The 23,315-nt window shown below is 61.3% G+C and carries 17 protein-coding genes; 4 read left to right on the top strand and 13 right to left on the bottom strand.

The annotated features are described in order from the left end of the window. Positions 1 to 8 precede the first annotated feature (8 nt). The 3 genes from AC13F2_RS01555 to AC13F2_RS01545 form a co-directional block, all read right to left on the bottom strand. On the bottom strand, positions 9 to 749 hold the full coding sequence (locus AC13F2_RS01555; protein ID WP_222827324.1) for a sulfite exporter TauE/SafE family protein: 741 nt from the start codon (positions 747 to 749) through the stop codon (positions 9 to 11). 123 nt (positions 750 to 872) lie between these two features. Continuing rightward, entirely contained in the window at positions 873 to 3,638 is a 2,766-nt protein-coding gene (gene secA, locus AC13F2_RS01550; protein WP_482964953.1) for a preprotein translocase subunit SecA, read from the bottom strand. A 94-nt stretch (positions 3,639 to 3,732) separates the two neighbouring features. Continuing rightward, on the bottom strand, positions 3,733 to 4,086 hold the full coding sequence (locus AC13F2_RS01545) for a hypothetical protein (RefSeq protein WP_146029813.1): 354 nt from the start codon (positions 4,084 to 4,086) through the stop codon (positions 3,733 to 3,735). A gap of 5 nt (positions 4,087 to 4,091) precedes the next feature. On the opposite strand from AC13F2_RS01545, the gene argJ reads away from it, so the two are divergent. Then, complete coding sequence (gene argJ, locus AC13F2_RS01540) at positions 4,092 to 5,318, top strand: bifunctional glutamate N-acetyltransferase/amino-acid acetyltransferase ArgJ (protein ID WP_482964952.1); 1,227 nt, start codon at positions 4,092 to 4,094, stop codon at positions 5,316 to 5,318. Between the two features lie 53 nt (positions 5,319 to 5,371). Continuing rightward, positions 5,372 to 6,139, top strand: a complete 768-nt coding sequence (locus AC13F2_RS01535) for an inositol monophosphatase family protein (protein ID WP_196848106.1) — start codon at positions 5,372 to 5,374, stop codon at positions 6,137 to 6,139. Here AC13F2_RS01535 and trxA read toward each other — a convergent pair. From trxA to ahcY, 8 genes are all read right to left on the bottom strand, one after another. Further along, on the bottom strand, positions 6,136 to 6,456 hold the full coding sequence (gene trxA, locus AC13F2_RS01530) for a thioredoxin (protein WP_103023311.1): 321 nt from the start codon (positions 6,454 to 6,456) through the stop codon (positions 6,136 to 6,138). The genes AC13F2_RS01535 and trxA overlap by 4 nt on opposite strands. Positions 6,457 to 6,505: 49 nt before the next feature. Beyond that, positions 6,506 to 9,985 (bottom strand): double-strand break repair helicase AddA, encoded by a 3,480-nt coding sequence (addA, locus tag AC13F2_RS01525; RefSeq protein ID WP_482964951.1) that lies wholly within the window; start codon positions 9,983 to 9,985, stop codon positions 6,506 to 6,508. After that, complete coding sequence (addB, locus tag AC13F2_RS01520) at positions 9,982 to 12,987, bottom strand: double-strand break repair protein AddB (protein ID WP_482964950.1); 3,006 nt, start codon at positions 12,985 to 12,987, stop codon at positions 9,982 to 9,984. The genes addA and addB overlap by 4 nt, the downstream gene beginning before the upstream one ends. Beyond that, entirely contained in the window at positions 12,980 to 13,702 is a 723-nt protein-coding gene (locus tag AC13F2_RS01515) for a nucleotidyltransferase family protein (RefSeq protein WP_222827316.1), read from the bottom strand. The genes addB and AC13F2_RS01515 overlap by 8 nt, the downstream gene beginning before the upstream one ends. Continuing rightward, complete coding sequence (locus tag AC13F2_RS01510; protein ID WP_482964949.1) at positions 13,699 to 14,688, bottom strand: aminoglycoside phosphotransferase family protein; 990 nt, start codon at positions 14,686 to 14,688, stop codon at positions 13,699 to 13,701. The genes AC13F2_RS01515 and AC13F2_RS01510 overlap by 4 nt, the downstream gene beginning before the upstream one ends. Beyond that, positions 14,685 to 15,122 (bottom strand): tRNA (adenosine(37)-N6)-threonylcarbamoyltransferase complex ATPase subunit type 1 TsaE, encoded by a 438-nt coding sequence (gene tsaE, locus AC13F2_RS01505; protein WP_482964948.1) that lies wholly within the window; start codon positions 15,120 to 15,122, stop codon positions 14,685 to 14,687. Before tsaE ends, AC13F2_RS01510 begins: the two co-directional genes overlap by 4 nt. Further along, a complete protein-coding gene (locus AC13F2_RS01500) occupies positions 15,119 to 17,464 on the bottom strand; it encodes a sensor histidine kinase (protein WP_221597537.1) in 2,346 nt (781 codons plus the stop codon). The genes tsaE and AC13F2_RS01500 overlap by 4 nt, the downstream gene beginning before the upstream one ends. A gap of 83 nt (positions 17,465 to 17,547) precedes the next feature. Next, positions 17,548 to 18,954: an adenosylhomocysteinase gene (gene ahcY, locus AC13F2_RS01495; protein ID WP_196846323.1), complete on the bottom strand. Its 1,407-nt coding sequence runs from the start codon at positions 18,952 to 18,954 to the stop codon at positions 17,548 to 17,550. A 204-nt stretch (positions 18,955 to 19,158) separates the two neighbouring features. Here ahcY and AC13F2_RS01490 point away from each other — a divergent pair, with 204 nt between their 5' ends. Both AC13F2_RS01490 and AC13F2_RS01485 read left to right on the top strand, forming a co-directional pair. After that, positions 19,159 to 19,638, top strand: coding sequence for a peroxiredoxin (locus AC13F2_RS01490; RefSeq protein ID WP_103023304.1), 480 nt, complete (start codon positions 19,159 to 19,161; stop codon positions 19,636 to 19,638). Between the two features lie 656 nt (positions 19,639 to 20,294). Continuing rightward, positions 20,295 to 21,077 (top strand): class I SAM-dependent methyltransferase, encoded by a 783-nt coding sequence (locus AC13F2_RS01485; protein ID WP_482964947.1) that lies wholly within the window; start codon positions 20,295 to 20,297, stop codon positions 21,075 to 21,077. A 77-nt stretch (positions 21,078 to 21,154) separates the two neighbouring features. Here AC13F2_RS01485 and folE read toward each other — a convergent pair whose 3' ends face one another. After that, a complete protein-coding gene (folE, locus tag AC13F2_RS01480) occupies positions 21,155 to 21,766 on the bottom strand; it encodes a GTP cyclohydrolase I FolE (RefSeq protein ID WP_103023301.1) in 612 nt (203 codons plus the stop codon). Further along, complete coding sequence (locus tag AC13F2_RS01475; protein WP_482964946.1) at positions 21,763 to 23,304, bottom strand: phospholipase D-like domain-containing protein; 1,542 nt, start codon at positions 23,302 to 23,304, stop codon at positions 21,763 to 21,765. The genes folE and AC13F2_RS01475 overlap by 4 nt, the downstream gene beginning before the upstream one ends. Positions 23,305 to 23,315 lie beyond the last annotated feature (11 nt).

Here is a 23,315-nt window from a genome sequence, read left to right as displayed (position 1 = left end):
CACTATTCTCACAAATTCAGCAGCAGACGCGCGCCTACCCAGCCGGTGAGCGCTGCGGTGCCGAGGCGGATCCAGCGCTGGGGCAGATATTTCAGCGCAAGGAAGCTGCCGATCTGGCCTCCGATGGCGACGGCGATCAGCAGGGGCAGGCCAAGGTCCACCGCCGCCCCCAGTCGTTCTGCGCCGCCTTTCAGCAATTGTCCGGCCAGCCCGAACAGGGAATTGACCAGAATGAACAGGCTTGCCGTCGCCGCTATGGCTCGCGCGCTGTTCCACTTCGTCAGGTGAAGAAACGGCGCCAGGAAGATGCCGCCGCCAATGCCGACCAGGCCGGCCAGATAGCCAAGCGGAACGGCCAGCAATGGCATGAACCGCGCCAAGCGCGTCGGGTCGGAATCTCCGCTTGCCCGCGACGGAAGCACCAGCGTCAACGCGGTCAGCAGCAGACTTGCACCCAGTATGGCAAGGAATGCGGATTGGCCGATAGGTGTCAGACCACCCAGGAATGCTGCCGGCGCAGCGATCGCTGTCAGGATTATCGCGCCGCGCCAGGGCGTTATCTCCGCGCGCGCAAATCGCACCGTGCTGCCTGCGACGACCACGATGTTGCAGGCCAGCGAAAGAAGCGGAAGCACACGATAGTCGACCGCCGATAGGGCAAGCAAAGCCGTATAGGTCGACCCGCCGCCAAACCCGACGCTCGCATAGAGCAGCGCCGTGACGAAAAATCCCGCAATCAATGCGGCCATAGGTGAAATCCCAATCCGAACCGAGGCCTATCCCTGGAAATGAATGAACGGGGACCGTGATCGTCCACGGCCCCCGTCCCACATACTAGCTGATATTTCGCCACAGGCGGCGCGACGGTTCGATCAGACCGTCGATCCGGCGCTGATGGCCCCGTGACAATGCTTGTACTTGTTGCCCGATCCACACGGGCACGGCGAATTTCGACTGATTTCCATTCCCGCATAGGGGTTGTCGCTGGCAGAGCCGCCCGGCCCTACGGCCGCACGAGGACTGCCCGCCAGGGCGCCGAACAGCGCCGCGCGGCTGGCCGAACCATCGCCATCGTTCGAATCGTCGAGACCCGACAGCGGATCGATATGGCCGGTCAGGAAATCGGGAAGGTCGGGCAGGTCTATCTGGGGCAGCGGTGCCGGCTCCACCAGTTCCAGCCTGATCAGCTTGTTGGTCACCGTCTCGCGCAGATTGTCGAGCATGCTCTCGAACAGGCTGAAGGCTTCCTGCTTGTATTCGTTCAGCGGCTGCTTCTGCGCATGAGCGCGCAGCCCCACTACCTGACGCAAGGCGTCGAGGGTTGCGAGGTGATCTTTCCACTGCCCGTCAAGTTCCTGCAGCAGCACGCTTTTCTCGATACGGCGCCACAGGCCCGGGTCCGCCGCCGCGATCTTGTTGTCCATGATCGTGTCGGCTTCTGCCGCCAGTCGTTCCTCGATAATCTCCGGTTCGACCTGATCTTCGTCGACCCATTGTTCGATGGGGACGTCGATGCCGAGAACTTCGCCGACGCGCTCCTTCAGGCCGGCAATATCCCACTGCTCGGGATAGGAGCCGGGAGGACAGGCTTCGCCCACCAGCGAATTGATCGCATCGTGACGCATGTCGACCACCACATCATCGACCGCTTCGCTGTCCATGATTTCGGCGCGCTGTTCATAGATCACCTTGCGCTGATCGTTCATCACGTCGTCGTACTGGACGACCTGCTTGCGGATCTCATAGTTCCGCGCCTCGACCTTCTTCTGGGCGGTCTCGATGGCCTTGGAAAGCCACTTGGACCCGATGGCTTCGCCGTCTTCCAGGTTCGAGTTCATCATCTTGGCAAACAGCGTGTCCGGACCGAAGATGCGTAGCAGATCGTCCTCCAGGCACAGATAGAACCGGCTCAGACCCGGGTCGCCCTGGCGTCCCGAACGGCCGCGCAACTGGTTGTCGATACGGCGGCTTTCATGGCGCTCCGTGCCGAGCACGAACAGACCGCCTGCATCCAGCACCTTCTGGCGCTCGGCCGCAACTTCCGCCTTGATCCGATCCTTTTCCAGATCCTTCTTGGCGCCATCTTCCATGTCGCCCAGCTCGTCGTCGATCCGGAAATCGACGTTGCCGCCCAGCTGGATGTCCGTCCCGCGGCCGGCCATGTTGGTCGCAATGGTCACGGCACCGATGCGGCCTGCCTGCGCCACGATATGCGCTTCGCGCTCGTGCTGGCGCGCGTTGAGAACTTCGTGATCGACACCTTCCTGCCGCAGGAATTCGCTGAGCATTTCCGACTTTTCGATCGACACCGTGCCCACCAGCACCGGCTGGCCGACAGCATTCTTCTCGGCGATCGCCTTGGCGATGGCTTTGAACTTGTCCTGCGTATTCTTGTAGAATTCGTCGTCCTCATCGATGCGGGCGACGGGAACATTGGTCGGTATCTCGACCACGTTCATCTTGTAGATGTCCCAGAATTCGGCAGCTTCGGTGGCTGCGGTACCGGTCATACCCGACAGCTTGGGATACATGCGGAAGTAGTTCTGGAATGTAATCGAGGCGAGCGTCTGGTTCTCGGGCTCGATCTTCACGCCCTCCTTGGCCTCCACCGCCTGGTGCAGGCCGTTCGACCAGCGGCGACCGTCCATCATGCGGCCGGTAAACTCGTCGATGATGACGACCTTGTCGTCCTTGACGATGTAGTCGATGTCCTTCTTGAACATGTGCACGGCGCGCAGGGCCTGGTCGAGATGGTGCACGACCTGCGTGTTCTCCACGTCGTAGAGATTTTCCGACTCCAGCAGGCCCTTCTCGATCAGAAGCTTCTCGACCTCTTCGGTGCCTTCTTCGGTCAGCTGGATGCTGCGCTGCTTCTCGTCCTTCTCGTACCAGTCTTCGGGGAAGGTCTTCACCACCTCGTCGATCGAGATGTAGAGGTCGGACTTGTCCTCGGTCGGCCCGGAAATGATCAGCGGCGTACGCGCCTCGTCGATGAGGATGGAGTCCACCTCGTCGATGATCGCGTAATTGAACGGACGCTGCACCATCTGGCCGCGCTCGTGTTTCATATTGTCGCGCAGGTAATCGAAACCCAGTTCGTTATTCGTCGAATAGGTAATGTCGGAATTATACGCGTCGCGGCGCTGCGGTTCGGCAAGGTTGGGCACGATCACGCCCACCGTCAGGCCGAGGAAGCGGTGCAGGCGGCCCATCCATTCCGCGTCGCGCGCGGCGAGGTAATCGTTCACGGTCACGACGTGAACGCCCTTGCCCTCGATCGCGTTCAGATAGGTTGCCAGTGTCGCGACCAGCGTCTTGCCTTCACCGGTGCGCATTTCCGAAATTTCGCCACGATGGAGGACGATACCGCCCACCATCTGCACGTCGAAGTGCCGCATGCCCAGCACCCGGACCGATGCCTCGCGTACGGTGGCGAAGGCTTCGGGAAGAATATCGTCCAGCGTCTTGCCATCTGCCAGCTGGCCGCGGAACTTGTCGGTCTGGGCGGCGAGTTCCTCGTCGGAAAGCGCCTGCAATTGCGGTTCGAGCGCGTTGATCTGTGCGACGATTTTACCAAGTGATTTGACGTAACGTTCGTTCGACGAACCGAACATCGATTTCATGAGCGTATTGAACATGTGAGGGGCCCTGAGCCTTCCGGATGAATTCTATGGGGTGAACGTCCGCGCACGCTGCTCGTGCCGAACGGAAATCTGGAACTGAACCGGCAGCCTATTCGCAGGCGCGGTCGATACCCATTTGCACAGTCGGAATGAAAACCGTGATGACGGTCGCCGGCTTGCTGGGCTTCTTTTCCCGGGGCAGATCGAAGGTCTGGCGATCGGCATCGGCGCACCTGCAGGCATCGCCTTTGCAGGTTTTTTCCGCCTTGGCCGCCAGTTCGACCCCGGATGCCGCATCGTAAACAACCGCATGCGCAGGCGCGCCGGCAGCAGTAAGGCCGGACAGGATCGCAAGCAGGGTAATCAGGCGACGAAGCATTGCATCGTTCAGATAGGGCGTGTCGCCGCGCACGTCCACCCCGGTTGACCGTTTACCCGACGCGCCTCTGCGCCTATTCGGCATGGTTCATGGATCTCGAACGCTCTCCCCTCGCCCGCCCTTTCCCCGACATGCCGCAGATCGACGGTGTAACGCTGCGTATCGCCCGCGCGCGATACAAGGCGTGGGACAGGTGCGACCTGACCTATGTCGAGCTTTGCCCCGGCACTGCCGTGGCGGGGGTCTTCACGCGCAGCGCCTGCGCTTCTAGCGAGGTTGAGCTCGGTCGGGAACAAGCAAGGCTGGGCCGGGCCCGGGCGCTCATAGTCAACGCCGGCAATTCCAACGCCTTCACCGGATATCGCGGACGCGAGGCGGTGGAACAGATCATGGCGCAGGTCGCCTCTGCACTCGATTGCGATCCGAGCGAGGTGTTCGTGTCGTCCACCGGCGTGATCGGTGTGCCCCTGCCCAAGGACAAAGCCCAGGCAGGGATCAAAGCGGCACTGGTTGCAGCGCCATGCGGCTGGGAAGATGCGGCCAGCGCCATTGGCACGACCGATACGTTCACCAAGGGAGCCTCCGCTTCCGCCATGCTCGCCGAAAACCGCGTGGAGCTCGCCGGCTTCATCAAGGGCAGCGGCATGATCGCGCCGGACATGGCGACGATGCTCGGCTATGTCTTCACGGACGCCGCTGTCGATCCGGCTTTTCTTCAGGAAATGTTGTCCAAGGCAAATGAGGCAACGTTCTCCTGCATCACCGTCGATGGCGATACCTCCACCAGCGACACGGTTCTCCTGTTTGCCACCGGAAAGGCTGGCAATTCGGCACTCTCGTCCTGGGATGACGATGGGGCGGATGCGTTTTACGCCGCCCTTCTCGGTATCTGCCGCGATTTGGCGCATCTGGTTGTGCGCGACGGAGAAGGTGCACAAAAGTTCATCGAGATAGCGGTGACCGGCGCTGCCGACGCCGCAAGCGCTCGCCATGTCGGCCTCGCCATAGCGAACTCGCCGCTGGTGAAGACCGCCATTGCGGGGGGTGACGCGAACTGGGGCCGGGTCGTTATGGCCGTCGGCAAGGCTGGTGAGCCTGCCGATCGCGACAGGCTTTCGATCGGCTTTGGCGGCACTTGGGCAGCGAAGGACGGCCAGCCGCTCGCAGACTATGACGAAACACCGGTTGCCAGGCATCTCGAGGGTCAGGATATTCGCATCGATGTCGATCTCGGCGTGGGCGATGGCCGCGCAACCGTCTGGACCTGCGACCTGACGCACGGATATATCTCGATAAACGCGGATTATCGTTCGTGACTCTTCCGCTCACCTCCGAAGATCGGGCGCTGGACGAGGCGATCCTTGCCTTGATGCAACGCGTGACGGAGCAGGCGATCCTGCCGCGTTACCAGAACCTTGCGACCGGCGATGTGGAAGACAAGGGCGGCAACGACCCCGTTACGATCGCGGACAAGGATAGCGAAGCGCTGCTTCGCGAAGGGCTATCCGCTATCGACGGAACTCTCGCATTCGTGGGCGAAGAGACGGCGCATGCGGACCCGTCGATACTCGATCGGCTCGATCGGCCATGCTGGATCGTCGATCCGATTGACGGCACACGCAATTTCGCCGCGGGCAAACCGCCCTTCGGCATCATCATCGCCCGCGCAGAAGGGGGCGTGGCCCGGTCGGGCTGGATCTTCGACTGCCTCACGGGCCGCTTCTGCGTTGCGCACGCGGGCAAAGGTGCCAGCGTGAATGGCGAAACGGTTGTTGCTCGTCCGACGGGCCAGACCCCGCCGGTAGCTGCCATTTCGCTTGTTTTCATGGACGATGCGCGGCGGGATGCGACCAGGCGGCACATCGCCCCGATGTACGATCTGGTCGACATTCCCTATTGCGCGGCGGAGCAGTATCCTCGTCTCGCGCTGGGCGTGAACGACGTATCGATCTTCGAGCGCACGCTTGCCTGGGATCACGCTGCCGGCGTTCTGTGGCTGAACGAAGCTGGCGGAAAAGCGGCAAGGCCCGACGGCTCACCCTATCGCGTGGACGAGGTGGGCCGAACGGGCCTGCTGGGTGCAGCAAGCCCGACCCTGTGGGACGAGCTGGCCGAACTATATTCTAGATTGGACTAAAGTTCGCCCTCAAGCCATTGCTTTAGCTGGCCTTTCGGGGCGGCACCGCGCATCTGGGCAGCCGGCTCGCCATTCTTGAACAATACGAGATAAGGGATTGACTGCACGCCCATGGAACCCGGAACATCGGGATTTTCCATGATGTCCATCTTCGCGATCGTCACCTTGTCGCCCAGTTCTTCGCTCAGTTCTTCGAGGGCAGGTGCGATCATCTTGCACGGTCCGCACCAGTCGGCCCAGAAGTCCACGAGCACGGGCTTTTCGCTTTCTAGGACGTCCGACTTGAAACTGGCGTCGGTAACGGCGGTGGTGGCCATTGGAAATCTCCTGTATTTCGTCGGCACCCAATGTGGGCTGCGCATGTATTTACTCAACTGGCGGCAGCACAAAACTTTCCTGCGGAGCCGCAAACGCGCTCTTGTAAGCGGCAAGTCTTTCGCCGGGCAAGGCGAAGAGCTGCGGTGTCTGGGTATAGAGAACGGCGGCCTCGATCTGGCGGCCGGGGTATATCACCTCCAGCGCCGCTGCATATGCAGCCATCTGCTTCATCGTGCTGTCGGGAATGGCATCGACCGATAGGGGCGGACGCCTCGCCGTTTTGAAGTCGACGACCGTGACCTTTTCGGGGGTGACGAGGAGCCGGTCGGCGGTCCCCATCACCACCTGCCCATTCACTTCGGCAGCAAGCGGGATTTCGGCAAGAGCCTGCGGCCCGAAGACCGGTGCAAACTGCGGATCTCCCAATACGGTCAGTGCCCGGTCGAGAATGTCCGCACGTTCATGCTCATCGAGATCGGACGTTTGCCGAGCGAGCCAAGATAATCCGCGCGCCTTGCGATCGCCTTCGTCCACTAGCGGCAATCGTTCGAGAAGCGCGTGGATCAACGTGCCCCTGCGGGCGGCGTCGGCTGCATGTGTTGGCGGCAGGGGCGGATCGCTTCCCTCCACCTCACCAAGACCCGACGGGGCAAGTGGCCGGGGCGGACGCGGTTCCGGCCCGACTGGACTTACTGCCCATGCAGGAAGTGCGGTGACGGGCTCTGCTGCCGATACGCTTTCGATCGGGGCCTCGTTGGTCAGTTCGCCCCATTCCCAACGCGAACCCCACAGATCATCGGCTAGCGGCTCATTGCCGAAGAGAGGCTTCAGTCGTGCGTACCAGCTATCTTCGTGCGCCTGGCCACGCTTCACGTCGCGGGGACCGAGCGAACCTCCGATGAATAGCGCTTCCTCCGCCCTCGTCATTGCCACGTAAAGCAGACGCCAGTGTTCTTCCATTTCGGTGGCAGCAGCGCGCTCTTCCGCGACTTGCAACCGGCCGACTTTCTGGTCCTTGGTCAACCCCGGCAAGGGAATACGCCGCGGCTCGACGTGTCCCAGCGGCGTTTCCTCCAATTCGAAATCGCGCGCGCCGTCCGGGCCTATTGCCGCATCGGCGAGTACAACGATGGGGGCCTGGAGCCCTTTCGAACCATGCACCGTCATGACGCGAACCTGATCGCCGCCCTCGCCTGCGTCTCGCTTGATTTCGCCCTCGCCAGCGTCGAACCATTGGATAAAGCCCTGCAGGCTCGCGATATGACTTGCAGCGTAGGCGTTGGCCGCATTGAGCAATTCATCGATCGGATCGTTCGCTTCACGCCCCAGCCGCGCGACAAGCTTCCGGCGCCCATCCATCGGGCCGATCAAGATCCAGTGAAGCAATTGCTGCGGAGTGTCGAAATCCGCCCGGCGAAGAATCTCGCGCAGGATTGCCATGGTTTCTCCGACGCGAGGCGCTTCGCTTTTACGCAGATGTTCCCACAGGCGGACATTCTTCGCGCGATAGCCGTACTCGAGCAGTTCTTCCTGAGACCAGCCGATCAGCGGGGATACGAGCACACATGCGAGTGTCAGGTCGTCAAGCGGCTGTGCCGCAAACCGGATGGCTGCCATCAGATCCTTGACGGCGAGCGGATTTCCCAATCGCAATCTGTCCACGCCTGCGACGGGTACGCCGCGGCGGTGAAGACGCGCTACTATGAGCGAAGCCAGATCGCGCCGTTTGCGCACGAGTACCATGACATCCCCCGGACCAGCCCGCCGAGGTGCACCATCCTTGCGTCGATCTTTCACCAAGGGAAAGCCCGAATCCATCCAGTGCCGAACCTGCTGCGCTATACGGTCGGCCAATTTACGATCGTGACGTCCCAACCAGCCTTCGTCGCCCTCGCCTTCTTCCATGCCGCTATCGGCGTGGATCAGGTTCCAGAGGGTCACCATGCCGGGACGGGATTGACCTTCGTGCTCTTCTGCGTCTCTATCGAGACCCAGTCCTTCGCTGCCGATCGCGGCAATGGCACTGTCGACGAAATCGAGAACATTGTCCGCGGTACGGAAGCTTTGACCGAGCCCGTATTCCCGCAGATAGCGCGGATACGGCCCCCCTCGCAGGTCGGCAGCCGCATCCGCTGTTTTCCGCATGCTTTCGGCGAAACGATCCCGGGCGTCCCTGAAATTCTTCGGGCTGGTGCCCTGGAAGCCGAAGATTGCCTGCTTGAAATCGCCGACGGTGAAAATCGTGCGCACTGCATTCCCCCGCGCGCCCTCGCCGCTGAAGAAATCGTCGGTCAAAGCCTCTATGATCTGCCACTGCGCCCGATTGGTATCTTGCGCTTCATCGACGAGGATATGGTCGAAACTGCGATCCAGCTTGTAGCGGATCCAGTCAGCCATTGCCGTGTTAGAAAGCAGGTTGGCGGCACGGGCAATAAGATCGTCGAAATCGACAAGTCCTTCACGCGCCTTGGCCGCCTCCCACTCGAAAGCAAATGCGCGGCCAGCCGTGAGCTGGGGTACGAGAAAATCGGCAAGGTCAAGCAGCGCACGACGCTGCGTGACTGAGGAGATACCGTCCACGACATCGGCTATATATCCGCCATACGCGGGATTGATCTTTTCGAGATTGGCCATGCTCTTCGGCTCGCCTTTCTGCGTAAGCAAAGTGCCGAAGAAGCCATCAAGTTCGGCAAGACGGGCAGCGGGACTCGCGGCCAGCCATCCCGCGGCGAAATCGGCGCTCTTCAGGCCAGTGGCGGTATTCCACTCCGCGTTGATGCGACTGCAAGCTAGAAGAGCGCTGACAGGAAACTCACCGTCGGTGCAGGCTTCAGCGACCCAATCTGCTCCAGCATCGAATGGAATGTCTAGCAGCCGGCGCACCGGCGCAGTGAGATCGCCCTGCCAGTCGGGCTGGTACCATGTGTCGAGATACCCGGCGCATTTCATCAGCCAGCCGCGTACGGCATCCGTCCCCTTGCGGCGGCTCATCTCTGCCACCGCCTCGCGCACGATCGGTTCGCCGCTTTCGAGGAGTTCAGCAAGAACATCGAGGCTCAAGAGGTCCCGGTCACGATCTTCCATCGGCTGGCTGCCGGGCAGGATTTGCGCTTCATTGGGAAACGCTGCGAGCAGATACTGGGCGAAGGCATGGATGGTATCGATCCTCAGCCCGCCACCGGGACAGTCGAGAACCCGTGCAAACAGCGACCGCGCCCGGGAACGGGTTTCCGGATCGGTCGGCGAGCCCAGATTGGCCAGTTCCTCGGCCAGCACTTCATCCGGCAGGCGAACCCACCGCGCGAGGACTTCATTGACGCGAACAGCCATTTCGGCAGCCCCCGCCTTGGTGAAGGTCAGACACAGGATTTGCGAAGGATCAGCGCCCGGTTCGAGCAACAGGCGAAGGACCCGCGCAGAGAGCACCTGCGTCTTGCCTGTACCTGCACTTGCGGAGAGCCAAACACTCTCCCGCGGATCGACCGCGTCGCGCTGATGACCGACGAGCGGATAAACCTGGCCGCTCACGCCTCTTCCCCTTCCACGTCCATATGTGGGAGCCACTCGTCCAGCCGCATGAGCTGGTCATAGGTATCGTAACCCGGATAATCGGGATTGAGCCGCGCGGTGAAGGGCTCATCGCCCTTGATCCAGGCCGCAATCGCACCATCCAGATAGGCTGCGGTTGTCGGCAGGAAATCTTCCGGTGGCAGGCCGCTCCTTTTGCTTCCGACCTTGAGCGGTGTCTCTACGTATCCGAAGCCAAACGGGTTGCCATCGGTCTTGGACTTGGCGAGCGACCAGTATTCGAACCCGGTCGCTTCGCCCGATGCCGCCTTGAAGCCATCCCGCTCCGCCATCATTCCGAGCAGTCCGAGCTGCAGGGCGTATCCCTGTTCGACCATCTTCGACGACGGCGGCGAGCCGGTCTTGTAATCGACGATAGCCAGCGTCCCATCGGCATACCGGTCAAGCCGGTCGATCTTTCCGTGAATTCGCACACCGTCGACATGCATTTCGCCCCACGCTTCGACAGCGACAACCTCGCGATCGCCGTAACCAGCGACTTCATGTTCCACCCATTTGAGAGCGCGTTCTAGGCGTGGTTGCCACAGACCGCGCATAAGCGGGTGGACGTTTCGCTCCTCGAACACTCGCTTCATTATCTCGACGATTGGCGGTTTGGGATCGGCCCTGTGCCATTCCTCAAGGATCTGATGCGCGACCTCACCCTGCCATGCGGGGCTCGGCGACGCGTCCAGCGCGTCGAGCGCTTGCAACTGCATGATCTTGCCCGCGAAAAACTGGTACGGATCACCGCGCAGCCGATCGAGCGCAGTCGCCGAAATATCGACCAGCCGCTGATCCGCATTCGGCATTGGACGAGGCCGCGGATATACTGGCGCTTCGGGCGTGCGGACCATGGCCCGGGCCAGATCGATGGCGCGTGTGTCGGTATGTTTCGGCAGCAGATCGCCAAGCAACGCCTGAACGCGCAGAATAAACCGCGAAGGTATCGTCGGCCCGCTTTCATCCCGCGCCGAACGGCTGAGCACAACTTCAGGAGCACCAAGCGCACCGGCGAGATCGTGCGCCGAAAGGCCGATACGGAAATCCGCACCGGGAACACCCAGTGCCCGCAATACCGGCGGCGCCAGAAGCGCGTCCACGCTGCCACGCCCCGGCCATACACCTTCGTTAAGACCTGCGCAGATCACGATATCCGCACGGTTCATGCGCGCTTCGAGCAATCCGAGCACCTGTACCCGCGCATGACCGCCATAAGGCGGGCGAACGGCCACCGGTTCCATTGCATCCACCAGCACGCGAGCGACGTCGCGAGGACGAATTTCGAATTGCGCCTCCCGGGCGTGGAGACGAAAATCCTCGACGAACTGCGCTAGACTCCGGCCATCTTCCTTCGCCCAGAGTTTCTCGCCGCACAAATTCTCGGCAGCCATGGCGATCGTATCGATCAGATCGCTCAATCGTGCGGTCTGGTCCGGATGGTATTGCAGGAGGGGAGCGATCGCCGCTTCGGTTAGCTGCCACCAATCCCCCACCTGCTTATGGGTGAGCACGAACTTTTCCACGACATCACGGATTGGCCGAAGACCGGTTTCCAGCCTCGGACCGCGCAGTTCGCGCTCGACTGTCCGAAGGTGTCGTAGCCATGTTCCGCGTTCCATCCCGCCATCGGCAAGTGGGTGACCAAGCAGAGCCATCAAGGGCACCGCTTTGGCATTTCCGGCCATGACCTCGGCAGTGAGGAGAAATGCACGGCCTGCTGCAGTTTGCGCAAGCGGGCGTCCGGCAGAATCGTCTGCAAGGATATTCCAGCGGGCGAGGTGATGGACGACTCGCCGAGCAAGCGGCCGATCTGGCGTGACGACGGCCACGCGCTTTTCCGGATGATCCAGCGCTTCGCGCACGAGCAATGCGACAGCCTGCGCTTCTTCTTCGGGCGTTGCAGCCTGCATAATCCGCACGCCTGCCAAACGGCGCTTTTCCGCGGGTAGCTCGATCCAGGTCTTGCTGGCCTCGGCAGGAAGGAAGAGCGAGCCGATGGCATGACTGCGTTCCGGCGGAGACGCAGCCAGACCTTTGCGGTGCCAAGGTTGGACCTCTTCCCGAGCCACGCCCATCCGGTTGAGCAACAGCTTCAAATGGTATTGTGGGTGCGAAACCGCATCATCGCGCGCGAATGGAGTGTCTCCCGGTTCGGGCGCGGCGCCTGCGCGGCCCAGCTCGTCCCACACATCGGTTGGCATCGTGAGATCGAAATCGGGCAGAATGACTGCCCCTTCGTCCAGATCGGCGACAACGCGCAGCAGCCGCGCCAGCGAAGGTGCCGCGCTCGTCACACCAGCTGCCACCATGGGCGTGCCGGGAGGCGATCTTTTCCAGCTTTCGGCTGCGAAGTCGAACAGTCGATTCCGGCGCGCAGCCGCATCCAGCCTGTTCCATTCCTGCAGGCGGCCAAGCCATTTCGCCTGTACAGTCGCAAACACACGCAGGCTGTCCTGCCAATGGCCGGACAAAGATCCGAAGAGGTCAAGCACTGCATCGCCGACAAGCTCTTCCGGACCAATTCCTTCGACCAGAAGCCTGTCCATCGTTGCGCCGGTTTCTCTTGCGAGACGAAGCAAAGTGGCGCCTGTGGGGGCGTTTTCCCCCATGGTCCCGGCGATCAGGTCCGCCAAGGCGAACAGGCGACGCTGTGGATCAATGGCCGCTGGAATGTCCGCACCGAGCGGATCGAGCAGCGGTCCCAACGCTTCATCGAGATCCAGGTCGCCGACAACCGCCATGCGCGGCATCAACAAACCCGGATTGCCCTGCTCTCCCGCGTGACGGATGAAGGCTTCGGAAACGGTGCGGCGCGCGCGGCTGCTCGGCAGCAAGAGCGTCAGGCGTGCGAGGCCGAATTCCGGTTCAGAGTATCGAGGCACGAGTCCTGCAACAAGTGCATCGGCGAAGCCGCGGTGGGCGGCAATCGAATAGACCTTGGGCCGAACCCGCTCAGCCACCGGTCAATGCATCTTCCGTTGGGCGAATATGGTTTGGGGTGCCGACTTCATACCAGTGGCCAGTGAATGCCAGGCCATAGAGGCGGCCCTCTTCGATGGCTCTGTTCCACAGAACATTGGTCGAGAACTTGCCGTCTGGTGCATCGCGCAACAGGCGATGCGAAACGAGCTGGATGCCCGTATAGATGAAGGGCGCAATGCGGCCGGGCAGCTTGCGCTTGAGCCGCCCTGCACCATCCATGTAGAAATCGCCCGTTCCGTCAAAGTTATGCGCCCTTGCATGCGTGACGACGAGCAGAAGCGCATCCATGCGCTCCGGATCCCAGGCAGTGGAGAGATCGGCGAAGGCATTGCGCGGCCCATCCAGCCAGATGCTGTCCGCGTTGCAGGCGAAGAAAGGGTCGGGAAGCATTCCCGCATCGCACGCTTTCACCATGCCGCCGCCGGTTTCGAGCAGTGCATCGCGTTCATCGGAAAAGGTGATGCTCGGCGCTTTGCGCGACGCAATATGCGCTTCGATGGCATCGGCAAGGTAGTGGACATTGACCACAGCGCGCGAAACGCCGGCTTCTTCCAACCGGTCAAGCGCCCGGTCGATCAGCGGTCTTCCGGCGACCCGGACCAAGGGCTTGGGCGTGGATGCGGTCAACGGGCGCATCCGCTTGCCGAGACCCGCGGCCATCAACATCGCCGTGTCGGTGACCAATGCCGTCACTGGATTTCCCCGCCGAACGTATCACGGATTTCCTGCGGTACGTTGCGGGCGAACCATTCGGCCACCGGCGCCATTGCATCATGTGCCAGATCGCGCTCCATTGCCTCCCACACGCGGGGAATCATGGCGACGTACCGGGCCTTGCCGTCACGCTTCCACAGCCGTGTGAAAATGCCGACGATCTTGGCATTCCTTTGAGCCCCGAGGCGTGCGTAATCCGCTTCGAAATGCTCCCCCGGATCGGCTGCTGCGCGATAGCGACCGAGCATTTCTTCCTCGAGCGCCAGAGAAACGTCACGCCGGGCATCCTGCAGCAAGCTGACGAGATCGTAGGCCGGGTGCCCGACCAGCGCATCCTGGAAATCGATCAGCCCCTGTTCGCCTGCCAGTTCCTCTGGCTCGAGCAGCATGATGTTTTCCGCATGATAGTCGCGCAAAACCGTAACGCCGGGGTTCTGGCGCTTCATCAAGGGGGCGAGTGCTTCCTCCCACGCTGCGGCCCAGCTCGGCGCATCGACGACCAGCCCCATGGCCGGACAGTACCATTCGACGAACAGGTTAACCTCCCGCTGATATACCGCCATATCGTATGGCGGGAACGGTCCGGGAGGCAGGCGATGCAACTGGGCAAGGGTTTCGATGGCTTTCGCGTAGATGTCACGTTCATCCTTTGGATGCTCATCGATCCACTCGCGCATTCGCTGATCGCCGAAATCCTCGGTCAGCACCCATCCTTCGGGCGCGCTCTCCGCAAGAATATGCGGCGCGCGCATACCATTCGCCTCGAGCCAGTGCGCCACCTGGAGAAAGGGCTTTGGATCTTCGTGCGGTGGCGGAGCATGCATCAGCATTGCGGTCCTGCCGCCCATGCGTAGGCGAAAATAACGGCGAAAGCTGGCATCTCCGACAAGCGGGGCAATCTCTGCCCCTTCCCACTCGGAGTTGCCAAGGAAGTTATGGATGCCTTCAGGCAGAGCGTCACTCATGGCCAGCGGCTTTGCCAAGATGCGCCGGACGTTACAACGGCTTCGCGCCCCTCACCCACTTTTTCGAGCGTGATAGAAAGGCATCCTGCCTCATGCGCAAACCCACCGGCGTGGTCCGGCCATTCGGCAATCAACACTGCTCCGTCGCGATAATCGTCGAGGCCGAGTTCTTCGATTTCCGACGGATGGTTCAATCGGTAGAAATCGGCGTGAACGAGCGGGACGCGCAGTCCATCATAGGTTTCGATGATGGTGTAAGTGGGTGACGGCACTTCGCCTTCATAGCCGAGCGCAGCAATGATGGCGCGGGCAAGCGTTGTCTTTCCCGTGCCAAGCGTGCCTGACAAGGCCACGACATCACCAGGCTCGATCTTCCCGGCAATTTTTCTCCCGAGAGCCTCCATTGCCGCCAAGTCTGGTAGCTGGACGGTCATGGGAGCGTGATCGAGGCGGTTGTGCCGCCGTTCTTCCGGCTGTGGATTTCCAGCGTTCCGCCGTGCGCTTCGACCAGCTGGCGAGCGAGTGGAATTCCGAGCCCATGCCGGCGCTCGATACCCTTTCCATCCGCCGACATGCGGATGCCCTCCAGCGCGCGGGCAAGTTCGTGCTGGCTCATCCCGCGGCCGTTATCGGAAATAACGATCTTGGTCTCGCCGCGCTTGCGGCCGATATCGATGAGGATACGACCGCCGCGCGGTGTCCCGTTGATCGCATTGTCGAGAAGCTGGGAGATGGCCCGGCGCAATTGTTGCGGATCCGCAGTGATCGTCTTGCCGGGGTCGCCCCGCAGGTCGAGCGTCAATCCGCCTTCGAGGATCCGGTCTTCCTGCTTGCGCACGATCTGAGTGACAAAGGGCATCAGTTCGAGCTTGGTCTTGCGCAACGGCATCAAGCCCGCTTCTGACTGAGACAGGTCGAGGACATTCTCCACCTGTTCGGTGAGTTTGCCGACGGAAAGCGAGATCGCTTGCGCATATTCCTTCGCCGTCGGGGTCAGATCTCCCGCGATGCCACTTGTCAGCAATTCGGCAAATCCACCGATCGACGTCAGCGGTGTGCGGAATTCATAGCTCATATTGGCGAGGAAGCGGGTCATCACTGCATCTGCCTCTTCGAGCGCACGGTTGCGTTCGCGCAGGGCCTCTTCGGCCTGACGCGAGGCGGTGACATCGAGGACAGTGAGCATGCCATTGCCGTCGGGAAGCGGTACACCGGTAAAATCGAGCGTTCGCCCATCGGCCAGTTCGACCCGGCCATCGCTCTTCTTGCGATCCAGCGTTGCGGCGCGGATCACCTGGTTGATGCGCGAAATAGCCGATGGGTCGGACAGATTCTTGGCGACCGCATTCAACAGGTCTTCGGCTTGTGGATGGCCATCCAAGGCTTCCGGATCGATACCCCAGGCGCCGGGGAACCCGCGGTTCCACAATTCCAGATGTCCGTCCGGAGCGAAAACCGCGAGCGCTTCGAACAGGCTGTCGAAGGTGGCGGTTCTGGTGCGCAGCAACGTATCGCGCGTTGCCGACAGGGCCAGCTGCTCCGTCCGGTCTTCGGCAATCATCACGAGACCGCCATCCGGCAGCGGCTGGGCGACGATCCGAAGATGAGTGCTGTCGGATAGCGACCAGGCTTCTTCGTGCGGCTCGTCGTGCTGGAACCATTCGGCGAGTTCGTTTCGCCAAGCCGGAAAATCGCGCACTTCGGGGATGCGGCCATTCTCGCGGGCGATCAGCAGCATGTGCTGGAATGTCGTCCGGTCATTCACCACACCGGGCGGCAGAGAAAACACGCGGTGAAACGGCTGGTTCGCAAATGTCATGCGATGCGCCGAATCGAATTGGGCCACGCCAATGGAAAGCTGGTCGAGCATCGAGCGCTGGGCTTCGCGGAAGGCGCGAAATTCGCGTGCCTGCTCTTCCATTTCCTCGATATCGACCGCGTAGCCGGCAATGCCTTCGCCGACGAGTGGAAGATCGGTGACGCGCATTGTGCGACGCGCCCTGTCAATCGTGGCGCTCACGATCCGTTCGATAGGTTGCCGGCGATCGGCTGCCTGCTGCGCGACTTGCGCTGCGGTACGCCCGTTGACCGTTTCAACGAGATCGATCTGGTCGGCGACGACCTGATCGGCGCTTTCGGCACCGACTGCAGCGACATAGGCCTTGTTCACGAGGCGCAGATGCATGTCCGCACCGCGGAACCACATCGGCATAGGCGCAGCTTCGATCAGACCCACGAGTGCGCCGAAATCTTCGCGGGCACGCGCCGCTTCCTCGCGCAGCTGGGTCAACTCGGCTTCGCTCTCGCTGAAGTCGAATACCCAGATCAGGGCTGCGCCCCCGGGCGACACGGCCGAATCGGCCAGGGTGCCCTGCATCGCGAGCGACTTGCCCGACCCCGGCGATACGGTGATGGCCATTCGAAACGGGCGGGCCGTTTTCTGGGTACGGCGGACATAGCGGGTGAGTTCTTCGACCTGATCTTCGCTCAACCCGCGGCCGTCCGCGCCTGCCAGTTCGCTGAGGTAATCGGGCACCTTTTCGAGACCGATCCAGCGAGCCAGTCGGTCCGGCGCCTCGATCCGTCCATCGGCCCGCACCAGCATCGGGATGGCGGGGCCTTCCTCGATCATGCGGGAAAGGCGCTGCGCCGCCTTGCGGCTGGCAACGGATTTCTGTTCGCGCCCGGTCGCGCGCAACATCACCCAGACGGCGCCTGCGGTCCATAAGGCCAGCAGGAGGCCGATAATGGCCAGCAGTGCGGGAGAAGTATCCATTACCCGCCAGCTATGCGGACGCGCGCGGGAGTGCAATGCCCCCGCGCGCGTTCATGCGACGGTATTTCCGCCAGTTGCGACAATCAGTAGCGGTAATGTTCCGGCTTGAACGGCCCTTCGACCGGGACGCCGATGTAATCCGCCTGCTTCTGGCTGAGCTGGGTGAGCTTCACACCGAGCTTGTCGAGGTGGAGCGCGGCGACCTTTTCGTCGAGATGCTTGGGCAGCACATAGACGTCGTTCTTGTAGTCTTCGCCCTTGGTCCACAATTCGATCTGGGCCAGCGTTTGATTGGTGAAGCTGAAGCTCATCACGAAGCTCGGGTGGCCAGTCGCGCAAGCGAGGTTCACGAGGCGACCCTTGCCAAGGACGATGATTTCCTTGCCGTCGGGGAACTTCACGAGATCGGTGCCCGGCTTGAGTTCGTTCCACTCGTAATTGTCGAGCGCCGAAATCTGGATTTCGCTATCGAAGTGGCCGATGTTGCACACGATTGCCATGTTCTTCATCGCCTTCATGTGTTCGGCGGTGATCACATGCTCGTTGCCTGTGGCCGTGCAGAAGATGTCGGCGACCTTCACCGCTTCTTCCATCGTGACGACTTCGAAGCCGTCCATCGCCGCCTGCAGTGCGCAGATCGGATCGATTTCGGTAACGAGGACACGTGCACCGCCATTGCGGAGGGACTGGGCCGAGCCCTTGCCGACATCGCCGAAGCCAGCAACGCAGGCAACCTTGCCTGAAAGCATGACGTCGGTGGCGCGGCGGATCGCATCAACCAGCGATTCGCGGCAGCCATAAAGGTTGTCGAACTTCGACTTGGTCACGCTGTCGTTCACATTGATGGCCGGGAATGGCAGTTTGCCTTGTTTGGCAAGGTGATAGAGACGGTGAACGCCCGTAGTCGTTTCTTCCGACACGCCGACGATGTTCTTGACCGAATTGGTCAGGTAGCCAGGCTTGGCGGCAACGAAGGCTTTGAGCGCGCGCTGGAATTCGATTTCTTCGGCGTTCTGCGGCTCGGGAAGTTCCTCGCCTGCCTCGATGCGGGCACCCCACAGCGCGAACATGGTCGCATCGCCGCCATCGTCGAGGATGATGTTGGCAGTCTGATCCTGGTCTTCATCGGTGGACCAATCGAAGATCTTGCCGACATAGTCCCAGTAATCCGCCAGGCTTTCACCCTTGATCGCGAAGACCGGAATGTCCTGTGCGGCAATGGCTGCGGCAGCGTGATCCTGCGTCGAATAGATGTTGCAGGTCGCCCAGCGCACATCTGCGCCCAGCGCCACGAGCGTTTCGATCAGGACGGCCGTCTGGATGGTCATGTGCAGCGAGCCGGTGATGCGCGCGCCCTTGAGCGGCTTCTGCGCATATTCTTCGCGCAGGGCCATGAGGCCCGGCATTTCGGTTTCGGCAATGGCGATTTCGGCGCGGCCGTATTCGGCCAGTGCAATGTCCTTGACGACGTAATCGGTAAAATCGGTCACGAAAAAATCCTCGGCTTTGAAATTGGCGACCGCAAAGAAAAATCCCGGTCGTTCTGTTGGCCCCGCCCCTAGCCACTTGCCGCCGCGAGGGCAATGCTGCGTCCCCCGTCGCAGCGCAGTGCCGATTTACTATACGGCAGAACTTGCGCCGCACGGGCCACGGTCCTACCTCGCGCCAAGGATGGGACAGACGGAGTTTCCAACATGACGATTTCAGTGGGCGACAAACTGCCCGATGTAACCCTGGTCAAAGCGACCGAGAACGGCCCTGAACAGGTCAATGCGGCTGAGTATTTCAAGGGCAAGAAAGTCGCCCTCTTCTCGGTCCCCGGAGCATTCACGCCAACTTGCTCGGCGCGCCATCTGCCGGGCTATGTCGAAAAGGCCGACGAGCTGAAGTCGAAGGGCGTCGATGAGATCGTTGCGACAGCGGTTAACGATGCCTTCGTCATGGGCGCATGGAATAATGCTTCCGGTTCGAACGACATCACCATGCTGGCCGACGGCAATGGCGATTTCGCCGAAGCGGTCGGACTGACCATGGACGGTTCCGGCTTCGGCTTGGGCAAACGCGGGCAGCGCTATTCGATGGTCGTCGACGACGGCGTCGTGACGCAGCTCAATGTCGAACAACCCGGCGACTTTTCGGTTTCGAGCGCTGAACATATGCTCGGCCAACTCTAGGTCCATCGACGCCGTCCGGTTTACACCGACCGGGGCTGTTTTATGAACTCGTGGAAGGGCGGGACCGACGGTCTCGCCCTTTTGCGTATTGGCGCCCCCGCCGACCTCCGTATCAGTCGCAACGCCGCGGAAATGTCGGGTTTCCAGCGAATACCGACCATTGCTCCGCGATAGACGACCGGCTGGACCAGCCCCTCTTCCGCGCGGCGGATCAGCTCTTCATTTGTCACCTTCCGCCAATCCGGTTTCGGGCGGGCCATGTGCCCCGTGCCTGGCGGCGTGAGCACATGGTCCCAGGTAAAGGCGAACCCAGCGCCATCAGCCCGATCGCGGAGCCGATAGGCGGAAGCCCGTGTCATTCCGACGCGCTGTGCCGCAATGCCGACCGAACCAGCGACATATAGCTGCGCCAGGAATTCGCATTGGCGCGAAACGCTCCAGCCGTCGGTGCGCGTCCTTGGCATGGCGGGATGGAAGAATGGCGGTCGACGGCGGGCTTTATGGGCAGGTCGTTTGGACATCTGCCAGTCTGGAGCAGATATCGATCCTGTAGGAAAGTCGTTTCAAACGAGGAACCATCATCGGCGCTGTCACCTGCTGTCTTCATTAATTTCAGGAGAGCTTTTACAAGTCGCAGCGGAAGAACGGGAGAGCTCATGAGCCAGGCAAGATTAACAGATGGCAGTGCGGGCGATGTCGACTACGGCCGGATCGGGCGGACCTACAGTCACTACCGTCGGCCCGAGCCCGCAATTGCATTGCAGATACGCCGTGCCCTTGGCGATGCGCAGACGGTATTGAATGTCGGCGCAGGCGCCGGTTCCTACGAGCCGACGGATTGCGATGTAACGGCAGTAGAACCGTCGGCGGCCATGAGGGCCCAGAGGCCGTCCCATCTGGCAATTGCCATCGACGCGGTGGCAGAGAGCCTCCCGTTTGAAGATGACAGCTTCGATGCGTCAATGGCGTCTGTGACAGTGCATCAATGGTCCAATTTGGAAAAAGGTCTTGCGGAAATGCGCCGGGTCACTCGGGGTCCGGTCGTCCTTTTGGTGTGCGATCCTGCAATGATGATGGATTACTGGCTAAGCGACTACATCCCACAGGTCCGCGAGATCGAAGCACGCCGTTTCCCTCCGCTAGAGCGCATCGAGGCGGCTCTTGGCGGGACCGTTACGGTAGAGCCAGTACCTATCCCGCTGGAATGCGCCGACGGGTTCAACGAAGCTTATTACGGCCGACCGGAAGCTTTCCTAGAAGAAGGTGCCCGGCTCGCATGTTCGAGTTGGAGCCTCGTGCCACAATCCGTCGTTCAGCAGTTCGTCGACAGGTTGTCGCAAGATCTGGCGAGTGGTCAGTGGGATAAGGAATACGGATACTGGCGGAGCCGACCCTTTTATGAGGGGCCCTTGCGTCTGGTCATCGCAAAAGCCGAATAGATCACCGGCGTCGGCCGGATCTCCATGCAATCGGCAAGTTTAAAGACGCTTAGCGGTAAGGGGCCGCCTGCCAATCGCTACCCATAACCCATGAGCTTGAGCACTTCTTCGCGGCTGCGGTGGTCGTCGAGAAAGGTACCCATCATGCGGCTGGTCACCATTCCCACGCCTGGGGTACGGACCCCGCGAGCGGTCATGCAACTGTGCTGCGCATCGATGACCACGGCGACGCCCTGAGGCTGAAGATTATCCCAGATGCAGTCCGCGACTTCGGCCGTGAGGCGTTCCTGCACCTGAAGCCGGCGCGCGAAACCGTGAAGGACACGCGCAAGCTTCGAAATGCCGACCACCCGATCGTTGGGCAGATACGCAATGGCGGCCTTGCCGATGATCGGGGCCATGTGATGTTCGCAGTGCGACTGAAACGGAATGTCCTTGAGCAGGACGATTTCGTTGTAACCGCCCACTTCCTCGAACACGCGGCCAAGGTGCTGCGCCGGGTCTTCTTCGTAGCCGACGCAATATTCTTTCCATGCCCTCGCCACACGCTTGGGTGTATCGAGCAGGCCCTCGCGAGAGGGATCGTCTCCGGTCCACTCGATAAGAGTGCGGATGGCATCCTGGACATGTTGGGGCACCGGCGGCTTTGCGCGCGGATCGTCCTCGTCGGGTCCAACTAGGCTACTCACTTTCCCCTGTACCTCCTGACCTTGTCGCGAAACCGCGAAAGCCTGCTCCCCTTGCGGAAAAGACCGCCCTTTGCAAATGGCTCGAACATCTCGTCCGGGTCTTCAGGATCGAGCAAGGCGCTGCGGGCCAGCGTTTCTTCGACATCGTTGAGGTCTGGCGGACGATAACGCTCCAGAGTGCGCCCCTTGTTGCCTTGGGAATCTTCGATCAGCCCGATCATCGATCCATGGCGGCTGAGCAGTTCGGGCATATCGGCTTCTTCCAGACCGCAGTGCTCGGCCAAGAGGGAATAGCGCAGGGCGGCAATATTATCAGCGGCATGTTCGTTGCCGGGACGGGTTGAATCGATGAACACATCGCATTCGCTATCGAGCCCCATCGAGCGATTGTTGAGATTGGCCGATCCGATCCGCAGGATCTGGTCGTCAATGACCATCAGCTTTGCATGAACATAGATTGGCGTTTCGCCGCTAAAGGGTGACCAGAGCGAAAAACGGCCCTTGGTGTCAGCTTCCTCGATCGATCTGACAAGCTCGGCGCGGGCATGGTCCATGGCCTGCTGTTCCAGCCAGCCATCGGCATGACGCGGATGGACGATCACGATTTCCGGCGGATCGTCTTCCTGCAGCCGCTCGATGATCGCTTCGGCGATCACGCGCGAGGCGAAATACTGGCTTTCGGCGTAGATGAACCGTTTGGCGCCCGCGATATGCTTGAGATAGAGCTGCGCGATCTCGTCGACCTTGTCCCAGTCGCGATAGGCGGCGCGGGTTCGGGCGATGCCGATTTCCACATCTTCGAACTGAGCGGTCAGGGCATTTGGCCAGGGATTGCCCGGTCCATCCTCGACGTCCGGCAACTGATTGCCCCCGGCGCATATCCAGCGGTCACCGCCGAGATCGGCCAACGCCTTGGCAATATCGCCCTCCATCATCATGCTGACATCGTGCCACGGGCCGTAATCGGTTCCGCGAGGAGTCTTGCGCCGAGGATCGTGTTCTTTGTGGTCGCGCGTATCCCAGCGTTTGTCGGTCATGTCGATACCGCCGCACACGGCGACCTTGTTGTCCAGAACCGCGATCTTCTGGTGATGGGTGCAGCCGATCGGATGCGCCGTATCGAACTTGAAGCTGATTTGCCGGTGGCGAACCCAGCGAGCGAGATCCCACCACATCGAGGCCCGACCGATCGTGGACAAGGCGCCGACGCTCCATTTCAGAAGACGTATGTCGAGCTGTTTACGATGCCGCGCGAGCCAGGCAATGAAACTGCCGAGCCTAGAGGGATAGCCGCGCTTCCAGGTGCGCTGCCACCACCGACGCCCGCGTTCGAGATGAATGCGGGTATCGAAATCCCATCCGATGAGAAGGATGCGGCGGCGCGAGCCGAGCATGGCTTCCTGCATGAAGGCGAAATAATCCGCCGCATCGATGATGACGCTGGCGCGCGATGCCTTCGCGTAACGCCACACACCCGGTTCGACCGAAGGATCAAGCCGCGAGATACGGCTCGGATCCGGTTTTTCGTTTTTGCTCACAACCCCCCGAT

The organism is Qipengyuania sp. L-5Y (genome assembly GCF_056859455.1).
This window is presented reverse-complemented; position numbering and strand designations above follow the sequence as displayed.

Coding starts and splice junctions, on each gene's coding strand:
- AC13F2_RS01555 (WP_222827324.1), bottom strand. CDS start 749: ATGGCCGCATTGATTGCGGGATTTTTCGTCACGGCGCTGCTCTATGCG.
- secA (WP_482964953.1), bottom strand. CDS start 3,638: ATGTTCAATACGCTCATGAAATCGATGTTCGGTTCGTCGAACGAACGT.
- AC13F2_RS01545 (WP_146029813.1), bottom strand. CDS start 4,086: ATGCCGAATAGGCGCAGAGGCGCGTCGGGTAAACGGTCAACCGGGGTG.
- argJ (WP_482964952.1), top strand. CDS start 4,092: ATGGATCTCGAACGCTCTCCCCTCGCCCGCCCTTTCCCCGACATGCCG.
- AC13F2_RS01535 (WP_196848106.1), top strand. CDS start 5,372: ATGCAACGCGTGACGGAGCAGGCGATCCTGCCGCGTTACCAGAACCTT.
- trxA (WP_103023311.1), bottom strand. CDS start 6,456: ATGGCCACCACCGCCGTTACCGACGCCAGTTTCAAGTCGGACGTCCTA.
- AC13F2_RS01510 (WP_482964949.1), bottom strand. CDS start 14,688: ATGAGTGACGCTCTGCCTGAAGGCATCCATAACTTCCTTGGCAACTCC.
- tsaE (WP_482964948.1), bottom strand. CDS start 15,122: ATGACCGTCCAGCTACCAGACTTGGCGGCAATGGAGGCTCTCGGGAGA.
- AC13F2_RS01500 (WP_221597537.1), bottom strand. CDS start 17,464: ATGGATACTTCTCCCGCACTGCTGGCCATTATCGGCCTCCTGCTGGCC.
- AC13F2_RS01490 (WP_103023304.1), top strand. CDS start 19,159: ATGACGATTTCAGTGGGCGACAAACTGCCCGATGTAACCCTGGTCAAA.
- AC13F2_RS01485 (WP_482964947.1), top strand. CDS start 20,295: ATGAGCCAGGCAAGATTAACAGATGGCAGTGCGGGCGATGTCGACTAC.